The sequence below is a fragment of the Blautia coccoides genome, assembly GCF_034355335.1.
Taxonomy (GTDB): Bacteria; Bacillota; Clostridia; order Lachnospirales; family Lachnospiraceae; genus Blautia; species Blautia producta.
This window is the reverse complement of the sequence record NZ_CP136422.1, coordinates 3,324,364-3,335,262: the sequence shown is the minus strand read 5'-3', so window position 1 is coordinate 3,335,262 and position 10,899 is coordinate 3,324,364. Positions and strand designations below refer to the sequence as shown.

5 protein-coding genes, 1 tRNA gene and 3 pseudogenes are annotated in these 10,899 nt (G+C 47.1%); all 9 read left to right on the top strand.

Features of this window, described 5'->3' with window-relative positions; genetic code table 11:
- Positions 1 to 105: 105 nt before the first annotated feature.
- A pseudogene (locus tag BLCOC_RS27790) lies at positions 106 to 204 on the top strand (amidohydrolase family protein); the annotation flags it as partial.
- Between the two features lie 529 nt (positions 205 to 733).
- Positions 734 to 1,933 (top strand): PucR family transcriptional regulator, encoded by a 1,200-nt coding sequence (locus BLCOC_RS14915; protein WP_029468920.1) that lies wholly within the window; start codon positions 734 to 736, stop codon positions 1,931 to 1,933.
- A 166-nt stretch (positions 1,934 to 2,099) separates the two neighbouring features.
- On the top strand, positions 2,100 to 3,455 hold the full coding sequence (locus tag BLCOC_RS14910; protein ID WP_115622618.1) for an aspartate aminotransferase family protein: 1,356 nt from the start codon (positions 2,100 to 2,102) through the stop codon (positions 3,453 to 3,455).
- Between the two features lie 94 nt (positions 3,456 to 3,549).
- Positions 3,550 to 4,764: an aspartate aminotransferase family protein gene (locus tag BLCOC_RS14905; protein ID WP_115622617.1), complete on the top strand. Its 1,215-nt coding sequence runs from the start codon at positions 3,550 to 3,552 to the stop codon at positions 4,762 to 4,764.
- 20 nt (positions 4,765 to 4,784) lie between these two features.
- The gene (locus tag BLCOC_RS14900) at positions 4,785 to 5,381 is read left to right on the top strand and encodes a cytidylate kinase-like family protein (RefSeq protein ID WP_029468922.1); all 597 of its coding nucleotides are present in this window, start codon (positions 4,785 to 4,787) and stop codon (positions 5,379 to 5,381) included.
- A 33-nt stretch (positions 5,382 to 5,414) separates the two neighbouring features.
- Positions 5,415 to 8,057 (top strand): annotated as a pseudogene (locus BLCOC_RS27785) (bifunctional amino acid transporter/iron-containing alcohol dehydrogenase).
- Between the two features lie 197 nt (positions 8,058 to 8,254).
- A pseudogene (locus BLCOC_RS27610) lies at positions 8,255 to 8,374 on the top strand (guanosine polyphosphate pyrophosphohydrolase); the annotation flags it as partial.
- 404 nt (positions 8,375 to 8,778) lie between these two features.
- A tRNA-Cys gene (locus tag BLCOC_RS14880) sits at positions 8,779 to 8,848 on the top strand.
- 35 nt (positions 8,849 to 8,883) lie between these two features.
- On the top strand, positions 8,884 to 10,899 hold the full coding sequence (gene cooS, locus BLCOC_RS14875) for an anaerobic carbon-monoxide dehydrogenase catalytic subunit (protein ID WP_115622616.1): 2,016 nt from the start codon (positions 8,884 to 8,886) through the stop codon (positions 10,897 to 10,899).

Below are 10,899 nucleotides of genomic sequence, written 5' to 3'. Positions count from 1 at the left end.
AAAGAGGGCATAGCTCTGGAATATATCCGGGGAGAATCTTAAAAAGCATAAAACCTCCAAACTGATGTAAGAGATCATTCAGTTTGGAGGTTTTAGTGTGAAAACTTGGATTTATCGGCTGCTTTTGCCTCAATAGCCACAAAAATGGCGTTGGCTGAGCTGCCCAAGAGATGTCTGTTCAGTTCAGATGCACCATACGGGGATGGGGCTTGCTGCATAAGTCTAATGTGGAAAATTGATAGAGTGAAATGATAAATCTAAAATAGAAGGTACTGATGATCGATTTTCCCAGTGAATATCTTAAAGAACGTTGTAAATTTGATTTTGGTAATAAGATTGAACGTATGATTGATACAGAAGCCTCAATTATTACTTTTAAAAAGGACATGTGTCAATTCAAATGGATGAAGAAATCATAAATTTTTATTTTATTATCAATGGAGGAAAATTATAAACAGGAAGATACTGATGGGCAATAACCAATGTACTGATAAAATCGATTGCTATCTTCCATTACTGGTGTTATACTTTTTTAGAGCAATGGGGCGGAAATCCTGTTGCTCTTTTACTTTTGGATAGGGTGTAGGATACTGGAAAACATATACTTTACTGATGTAAACTGGGAATGAATGCACCTGAAAATGTGGAAAAGGGTATTTTTGAAAAATGAGCAAGGGGTATTCGAGCTTTTTTCTCCTGTTAGTATTACGTTATTATAGAAAGGGAGTAAAACATGGCAGCAGTAATGGAAAAAATATATGAAACAGCAATGCAGAGCTATCACATGGCGCTGCTGGCAGGGGAGCGTGGCCTGTACAGGCTGGTTGACTGGGTGCATGTCGTAGAGGAGATTGATTACATAGAATTTTTAAAAGGCCGGGAACTAGTTGTCACCACAGGGATTAAGGAGCCGGACGAGGCACAGTTGCTGGAGTTTACAAAGAGGGTTTGGAAGGCGGATGCCAGCGGTCTGGTCATCAATGTGGGAAAGTATATTCCGGCAGTGCCTGAAAGTGTATTAAAATTTAGCACAAAGCATGACTTTCCCGTATTTATACTCCCCTGGGAGGTGCATCTGGTAGACTTCAACAGAGAGTTGTGTAATCTGATCTATAAGTCGGAAAAAGAATATGCCAATCTGTATAGTGCCGTGCAAAGAGCTATCTTTTACCCGGACGAGGCCAGACAGTGTCATGAAATCCTACGGCAGGAGGGGATTACGGAAGAAATGCCTGTGCGACTGATACAGTGTTATAGTTTCTTGGAAGAGGACTGGACTGTTCCGGAAGATGGGATGGGAAGTGACGGCGGAAGCCTCCGGTTTTATTCCGGGTTCTATCAGAACTGCCAGAAAGTTTTACATGGTAGTGCATACAGGTTTACTGCCTTTCAAAATCCTCCATATGCAACGGTCGTCATATTTGGGCTGAATGATCCGGAGATGCAGCATGTGGTTGAAATGCTGTGGAAACTTTGCTGTATGGATGGAGAACCGTTGCAGGTCTATGTTTCTGTCAGTGGTTCCGATACACAGATCACAAACCTGTCAGAAAAATACCGCATCACCTCTCTACTATGCCGTCTGGGGCTTAAGGAAAACAGGAGATTCACCTTTGAAGAGGAAAGCGGTATCTGGAGGATACTTTTGGGAATCCAGGACAGGGGAAAATTAAAATATTATAAAGAACAGGTATTGGGGGAGTTGGAGCGCATAGATGCAGAGACGGAAACTGTGTATATGAAACTGCTGGAGAATTATCTGGAGGCCAATGGAAATGTACAGGAGGCTGCATCCGGATGTTATTTACACCGTAATACAGCAGCCTATCATTTGAAAAGGATTGCGGAGATCACGGGCAGAGATCTTAACCGTGCGGCAGACCGCAGTGAACTGTATCTTGCATTTCAGATCAAGAAAATTTTGGAATTGTAACTGCGCACAATATATTTGTGCATGATTACTATAGTCAGAAAAATTTAAAAATGCTATAGTAAGAGACAGCAAAGGTGCTGAACATTTATTGTTCAGCGCTTTTTCGTTATACAGGTCATCCGTTCATAAGATTTTGAAAGGGACTCAAGGTAAAGGAGGCGCAGATATGTTAGGAAAGGCAACACCGCAGATTGTTACAGGTTCTGTACCTGGCCCGAAGGCAAAGGAACTCTTAAAAAGAAGGAATGAAGCCGTTCCAAAAGCTTTGTGTGGAACGGCCTACCCTATCTGCATGGCAAAAGGTGAGGGCGCTATGCTGGAAGATGCGGACGGCAACCGTTTTCTGGACTGGATTGGAGGTGTAGGGGTTCTGAATATTGGATACTCCCAGCCGGAGGTGGTAGAATCCGTGAAACAGCAGGCTGAGAAATACTTCCATGGGATCTTCAATGTGTATGTGCATGAGGGGTATGTGAAACTGGCGGAGATGTTCAATGAGACTGCTCCCTGTAAGGGAGACAGGATGAAGACATACTTTGCAAATTCGGGAGCTGAGGCAAATGAAAATGCAGTGAAGATTGCCAAGGCTTATACCGGCAGAAAGGACATCATTAGTTTTTCAGGGGCCTTTCATGGAAGGACAAATCTGACTATGGCTTTGACCGCGAAAAAGTCCTATGCGTTTGGCATGGGTCCATTTCCTTCCGGGATATACCGGGCTGAATTCCCATATCTCTACCGTGCCCCAAAGGGTTTTGGGAAGGAGGAGGCTGTCCAATACTATACAGAGAAGCTACTGGCATTATTTGATGAAGCAGCTCCTGCCAGCGATATGGCGGCAGTCATCATTGAGCCAATCCAAGGAGAAGGTGGTTTTGTGCCGGCACCCTTGGAATTTGTTAAGCAGCTACGTAATATCTGTGATAAGAATGGGATTCTGCTGATCGCGGATGAAGTACAGTGCGGGAACTGCAGGACTGGGAGATATTTTGCCTCCGATTACTGGAAGGAGGCAGGCGCACCGCCGGATATCATAGCAACGGCAAAGTCAATGGGTGCAGGTATCCCCATCAGTGCAGTCACTGCAAGGGAAGAGGTCATGGATGCCGCGCTGCCGGGAACGATTGGGGGTACATATTGCGGAAATCCACTTGCATGTGCCGCTGCGATCACGACTATGGAGGTTATGAAGCGGGATGATTACTGTGAGAAAGCAGTTCGTATTGGGAAGCGTGTCGTGGATGCATTTGAAAAGATGAAAGACAAGTATCCGGTGATTGGGGATGTCCGCGGACTGGGAGCCATGATCGGCGTAGAATTTGTCAAAGACAGAAAGAGTAAGGAACCTGCTCCCGCATTCGTAAACAGACTTGTACAGTCCGCTCTGCAAAAAGGGCTTCTTTTGGAAAATGCGGGTTCCGCTGGAAATGTGGTACGTTTCCTTGCTCCGCTGTGTATGACAGACGAGCAGATGGAAGCCGGACTGGGGATTTTTGAAGACAGTATAAAGGAAAATTTGTAATAACAGGAAAAGAGAATGAATATGCGGCAAGGGTGCCATTCCATGCATCCAGCCGCTTTTTTATTTTCCACGAAAAATTATGGAGGATGAGAAAATGAAATTAAAAGATACGGGATTAACGGTACAGGATATCAAAGACAAGGTTGAAACGTATATGATTGATACCTATGAGCGGTTCGATTTTCTGGCAGAGACGGCAAAAAACCAGTATATCTATGACGAAGAGGGAACGCCGTATCTGGATTTTTATGCAGGCATCGCAGTAAACTCGGCCGGAAACTGTAATGAAAAAGTAGTGGATGCAGTCAGGGAGCAGGCAGGTGATATCATGCATACCTTCAATTACCCTTATACGATCCCACAGGCGCTTTTAGCAGAAAAAGTCTGCACCACGATTGGAATGGATAAGATTTTTTTCCAGAATTCCGGTACAGAGGCAAATGAGGCGATGATCAAAATGGCTAGGAAATATGGAGTGGAGACATATGGACCCAATCGGTATCACATCGTATCGGCATCTATGGGATTCCATGGAAGGACTTTTGGTTCCATGTCTGCCACCGGCCAGCCGGACAACGGATGCCAGCTCGGGTTTGGCCCCATGACGGAGGGATTCACCTATGTACCGTATAATGACCTCCAGGCATTCAAAGAAGCCTGTACGGAAAATACAATCGCTATTATGATAGAACCCGTTCAGGGGGAGGGCGGCGTACACCCTGCAACAATGGAATTTATGAAGGGGCTGCGTGAATTCTGTGATGAGAAAGGGCTGCTGCTGCTTCTGGATGAGGTACAGACGGGATGGTGCAGGACCGGAAAAATCATGTCATATATGCATTATGGCATCAAGCCGGATATTGTGTCCATGGCGAAAGCTCTGGGAGGCGGCATGCCTATCGGTGCGATCTGTGCATCTGCTCAGGTGGCAAAGGCATTTGATGCAGGTTCTCATGGAACGACTTTTGGTGGGAATCCGGTATGCTGTGCAGCAGCGCTTTCTGAAGTCAACGAGCTTTTAGAACGTAACCTGGCGGAAAACGCAGAAAAAATAGGGGCCTATTTTATGGATAGGCTGAAAGAGCTTCCCCATGTGAAAGAAGTTCGGGGACAGGGATTACTGGTAGGCGCGGAATTTGATGATAGTGTTTCGGGAGTAGATGTAAAACATGAATGCCTCCACAGGCATCTGCTGATTACAGCTATTGGGGCACATATTATCCGCATGGTGCCGCCGCTGATCATCACAGAGGCGGACTGCGACAAGGCATGTGAGATCATCAGACAGTCGGTAGAAGCACTGGCATAAGAGAAAAGAGGGGAAAGCTTATGAGACATATGGTGATTACAATAGGCTGCGAATACGGAGCGGGCGGTCCGGAGATAGGAAAGCGGATCGCAGAGGCGCTGGACATTAAATATTATGACCGGGATCTGGTGGACCAGGTAGTGGAACAGATCGGCGTTGACAGGGAATTAGTCCAAAAGGCAGATACGGGGAACAATGTGTTATACAGCTTTGAAACCCAGTATGGTCCCCGTTATGCAAATCTTACGAACCGGGTGATCTATAACCAGTTTGAGGTGATCAAAAAACTTGCAGAGAAGACATCCTGTGTCCTGATAGGAAGGTGCAGTAATTATATTTTAAGGGAGCGTAAGGACTGCCTGAACTTTTTTGTCTATGCGCCGGAGGAGGTAAGGGTACAGTCTGTGATGGAACGGGAAGCGGTCAGCAGAAAACAGGCTGCCGAGCTGGTAAGGTACCATGACGAGATGCTCCATGCCAGATATAAATACATGACAGGCTCCTACCGGGGAGACCGGAAAGGCCGGCACATGATGATCGACAGCAGCGTGCTTGGATGGGAGATCACAGCCCGGTATATGCTCCAGATGGTAGATTTAAGGTTTCAGGACGAATAGCCCAAGGGATGCACAAGAGAGAGGAGTGGTAGTATGAACAAGAAGAAATCAGAGTTTGAGAAAGTATTCAGTGCCTGGGATATTCTGGTGATAGCCTTTGGCGCCATGATCGGATGGGGATGGGTGGTCTCCTCCGGAGACTGGATCCAGCGCGGCGGTGTGCTGGGAGCAGTCATCGGCTTTGCGCTGGGCGGCATGATGGTCTTTTTCGTCGGTCTTACTTATGCTGAACTGACCTCTGCCATGCCACAGTGCGGCGGGGAACATGTCTTTAGTTATAAAGCAATGGGACCCATTGGCTCTTTCATCTGTACCTGGGCGATCATATTAGGCTATGTGAGCGTGGTATGTTTTGAGGCTTGTGCACTGCCAACGATTATCCAGTATATTTTCCCGGGATTTCTAAAAGGATATATGTACACAGTAGCCGGATTTGACATTTACGCCTCTTGGGTGACGCTCGCCATTGCGGTTGCAGTTTTTATCACCTTCATCAATGTCATGGGGGCAAAAACGGCGGCAGTCTTACAGACTATCCTTACGGTCATCATCGGCGGCGTTGGCATCCTGCTGATCGTTTCTTCTGTTTTTAGCGGTGATGTGGCAAACCTGGAGAACCAGATGTTCATAGGAGATTCAGCAGGGACTATGCTAAAATCCATCCTGAGTGTGGCAGTGGTGACTCCGTTCTTCTTTATTGGGTTTGACGTGATCCCACAGGCGGCGGAGGAAATCAATGTGCCGCTGAAGAAAGTTGGTAAGATCCTCATTCTGTCAATTATCCTGGCAGTGATTTTTTATGCACTGATCATTCTGGGGGTCGGTTATGTGATGAATACAGCGGATATATCGGAATCCATGGCAGGATCCGGGTTGGTAACGGCAGATGCCATGGCAAAAGCATTCAACAGCAGCGTAATGTCCAAGGTACTGATCGTAGGCGGTATGTGTGGAATCATTACAAGCTGGAACTCGTTCCTCATTGGCGGGAGCCGTGCCATGTATTCCATGGCGGAATCCTATATGATCCCACGGGTGTTTACCAAACTGCATAAAAAGCATAAAACACCAGTTACAGCTCTGCTTCTCATCGGATTGTTGTCCGTTGCCGCGCCATTTTTAGGTCGGAAAATGCTTGTCTGGATCGTGGATGCGGGTAACTTCGGATGCTGTCTGGCCTATTGTATGGTAGCTGTCTCTTTTCTGATCCTCCGCTCAAAAGAACCAGATATGAAACGTCCTTATAAAGTGAAGCATTATAAGGTTGTGGGGATAGTTGCTGTCCTTATGTCAGGATTTATGGTTGCGATGTATCTCCTTCCTAATTCCGGGAGTGCACTGGTTTGGCAGGAATGGTGAATGGTAGGCGGATGGAGCATCCTGGGTCTTTGCTTTTGCGTAGGATGTAAGCTCAAATATAAAGAAAAGTTTGCTTCACATATTGACGTTTCCATTGAAGAACTGGAGAAACAGGAGGATATTTCTTTGGAGCAGGCCTTGGAGGTGGTGCGTTCAGCAGAGGTTGTTAAAGAAGAACCCCAGGTCCTGGAATTTACATACTGTCTGCCAGTAAATATGGTCTTTGGCTTGGGAAAAGTGGAAAAAGCAGGAGAACTGACCAAACCGTATGGGGAAAAAGCCCTGATCGTCACTGGCAAAAGCAGTGCAAAGAAATCCGGTATCTATGATAAAGTAAAGCAAAGCCTTGAACGGTCGGGAATCTCTGCCGTGCTCTTTGACAAGGTAACACAAAATCCACTCACGACCACGGTAGAAGAAGGTGCAGAGTTTGCAAAGGCAAATGGCTGTGATGTAGTGGTGGCCATCGGCGGTGGAAGTATTATGGACTGCGCAAAAGGGATTGCCTTCCTGAGCACAAACACTGGGGATATCAATGAATATATCTATAATCGGAAGCAAAGTGATACTGCCCTCCCATTAGTAGCAATTCGTACCACCTGTGGCACCGGCTCGGAAGGGAATGGGTTTGCGGTACTTACAAATCCGTTAAACGGCGATAAAAAGTCCCTGCGCTGCAGCGCTATTGTGCCGAAAGTATCTTTGATAGATCCGGAGTGCATGATGACAATGCCGAAGAAGGTGCTGGCATCCGTTGTGTTTGATGCTTTGTGCCATAACATAGAGGCGTATACCTCCAAAATTGCGCAGCCAATTACAGATGCTTTGAGCATTTATGCCATCCAGTTGATTGCTGATAACCTGGTGGCAGTCTATGAAGGGACTGCCGAAAAAGATGGATGGGAAAAGCTTACCATTGCCAGTACGATAGGTGGAATGGTCATCAATACAGCAGGTGTCACCTTGCCGCATGGTATGGAGCATCCAGCCAGCGGTCTGAAGGATATTGTCCATGGACAGGGTCTTGCTGCCCTTACCCCTGCCATCATGGAAATGTCCTATAAGGGGAATCGGAGCAAATTCAGCAGGATTGCCAGAATTTTAGGAGGTCTTACCGCAGAGGATTGTGCGGACAGGATCAGGGCGTTGTTGAAAAAGATACATTTGGATTGTACCCTTTCCAGCCTGGGTATTACGGAAAAAGATATTCCCTGGATGGCTGAAAATTGTATGAAAGTATCTGCGGCAGGAGTGGCAAATAATCCAGTGGTATTTTCCAAAGAAGAGATTGCAGAGATTTACCGAAGGGCATTATGATCCTTTTTTGGATTACCGCAGAGGTGAAAGGAAATGATTAAACTCAATGATTACTCATATTCCGGCGATACGGTCATTAAGATACTGTATGAATACATGGCGGAACTGAAAAAGTCTGCAAGACAGATGCATAACCCAGTTGACCTGATACATTCTAACTTTCTGCTCCAAATGGCGAACCTTTTGGAACACAACGTGTCAATATGTTTTCCGCTGCAGATAATAGTCTCATAAATGATGGCTGTGGGTTATACCGCGGCAGGCTGATCCTGCCATATGAACATCTGTCCAGATTTCAGAATGATCTGATCGATTAAATAGAATACAATCAATAAGCAAAAAAAAATGTTGACAAATTTATCCAGACAATATATACTACAAAACATATCGAAATAGTAGGAAATAGAAAGGGGCAGGATCATGGGAAGAAATGAGATCACAGTAAGAAAAGAAATGTATATGAATATGTGCATTATGTGTTGTTGTATGTGTAAAAACATAGAACTTTCTTTTTCGCGTATTCATAGGCATGTTCCTGTCAGGGATAAATAATCTCCATCTTACAGAAGGATTCATGTGAAGCGGATACCAGAAGAAGGTGTCCGCTTTTTCTATTGTCAGGAATTAGAAGAAATATGAAAAGCATACAAGGAGGTGATGCTTCCAGATTTTTGTGACAGATATTATTCAACACCGTTTTTCAACAAAAATTAGGCATAAGGATGCTGAAGCTGCTGAAATAGCATAGGCTTGCAAAGCTGAAGTTGATGGTTCGAGTCCATCCAGTATCAGCTCCATAAACTGACAGGAATGAAGGAGGATAAGAATGGAAGATCATACAGTTGGAACAGATGAACATACACATCAGGAACATCACCACCACGGTCATCATCACGGAGGCATGGACGGCTTCCATGATTATACGGAAGCGGTAAATGCGTACCGGAAGACGTTCTCCAATAAAGAGAAGGTACTGGAGCAGACGCCAGACCCGGCAGTAAGGGAGATGCTTTTGCATATGCAGGAGATGGGAGTGGAGACGGTCTTTGACCGGTTTGACAGACAGCAGCCCCAGTGTTCTTTCGGGATTGCCGGAGTGTGCTGCAAAAACTGCTATATGGGGCCGTGTAGGATCACAAAAAAATGCCCACGCGGTGTCTGCGGCGCAGATGCGGATATTATTGTTGCCAGAAATCTGCTTCGGGCACTGGCAGCTGGGGCCGCAGCCCACGGAGCAAGGGGACGTGAAAGTATGCTGGCTTTGAAAAGGGCAGGGGAAGGCACGCTCGATTTGCCTATTGAAGGAGAACAGAAAATAAGGGCAGTCTCAGAAATTTATGGCCTTCAGACGCAGGGTAAAACGATCAGGGAGCTGGCCGTGGAGGTAGCGGACATTTTGCTGGAGGATCTTTCCCGGACCGTTCCCGACCCTCACCGTACACTGGCTGCATTTGCGCCGAAGGAAAGACAGGAGGTATGGGCAGCGTTAGATATCCTGCCGATCAGCGTTTACCATGAAGTGTTCGAGAGCCTGCACAGGACCAGCACAGGGACAGACGGTGACTGGAGGAACCTGATGAAACAGTTTTTAAGGACCGGCGTGGCGTTTGCCTGGACCAGCTGCCTGGGGAGCTCCATTGCGATGGACAGTCTCTATGGGCTGCCCCAGAGGAGCCGTTCCAAAATGAATCTGGGGGCTTTGAAAAAGGGCTTTGTGAACATTGCAGTCCACGGGCATTCCCCTCTGCTGGTCAGCGAGATCGTGCGCACCGGGCAGTCTGAGAAGTACCAGAAGAAGGCGAAAGAAGCAGGGGCAGAGGGGATACAGTTCTATGGGATCTGCTGTTCCGGACTTTCCGCTATGTACCGGTACGGCGGAGTCATACCGCTTTCCAATGCAGTGGGCTCTGAACTGGTGCTGGGCACAGGGGCGCTGGATCTGTGGGTGGCAGATGTACAGGATGTATTCCCTTCGATCATGGACGTGGCAAAGTGCTTTAAGACCACGGTGGTTACCACAAGCGACTCAGCGCGTCTGCCCGGGGCGGAGCACTATGCCTTTGACCACCATCACTCGAATCTCCATGAGATCCATGATCTGGCAGTCAAGATCGTGGAGCGAGGGATAGAGAGCTTTCAGGACCGCAGGGAGGTCCCGGTCTTTATCCCGAAATATGAAGTGGAGGCAGAGACGGGGTTCTCCGCAGAATTTGCAGCAGAGCATTTCGGGGGGCTTGAGGCCATTGCAGATGCCATGAGGGAAGGAAAGATCCTTGGCATCGTGAACCTGGTAGGATGCAGCAACCCAAGGCTTGTATATGAGAAGGCAGTTGCCGAGACGGCAGAGATCCTGCTGAAGAACAACATCTTGATCATGACTAACGGCTGTGCCTCGTTTCCGTTGATGAAACTGGGGTATTGCTCTGTGAAGGCTCTGGAGCAGACAGGAGAGAAACTGAGAGGATTTTTACGGGATGTCCCTCCTGTCTGGCAGATGGGGGAGTGTCTGGATAATGCCCGCGCTTCAGCTTTGTTTGCAGGAGTGGCAGCAAAAAGCGGCCACGCCATTAAAGAACTGCCATACGCATTTATCAGTCCGGAATGGTCCAATGAGAAAGGGCTGTGCGCGGCACTGGCCTTCCGGCTTCTGGGTATGAATTCTTACCACAGTGTCTATGCCCCTACCCAGGGTTCCGAAAAGGTGACAGAGTTTATGGCGCATGGGACAAAAGAGCTTTTGGGTTCGGAAATGGTGGTAGATGTAGATCACATCGCTTTGGCAGAACGGATCGTGAGAGATCTGAAGGAGAAGCGCAGGACATTGGGCTGGGTACAGCCATAA

Coding starts and splice junctions, on each gene's coding strand:
- BLCOC_RS14915 (WP_029468920.1), top strand. CDS start 734: ATGGCAGCAGTAATGGAAAAAATATATGAAACAGCAATGCAGAGCTAT.
- BLCOC_RS14910 (WP_115622618.1), top strand. CDS start 2,100: ATGTTAGGAAAGGCAACACCGCAGATTGTTACAGGTTCTGTACCTGGC.
- BLCOC_RS14905 (WP_115622617.1), top strand. CDS start 3,550: ATGAAATTAAAAGATACGGGATTAACGGTACAGGATATCAAAGACAAG.
- BLCOC_RS14900 (WP_029468922.1), top strand. CDS start 4,785: ATGAGACATATGGTGATTACAATAGGCTGCGAATACGGAGCGGGCGGT.
- cooS (WP_115622616.1), top strand. CDS start 8,884: ATGGAAGATCATACAGTTGGAACAGATGAACATACACATCAGGAACAT.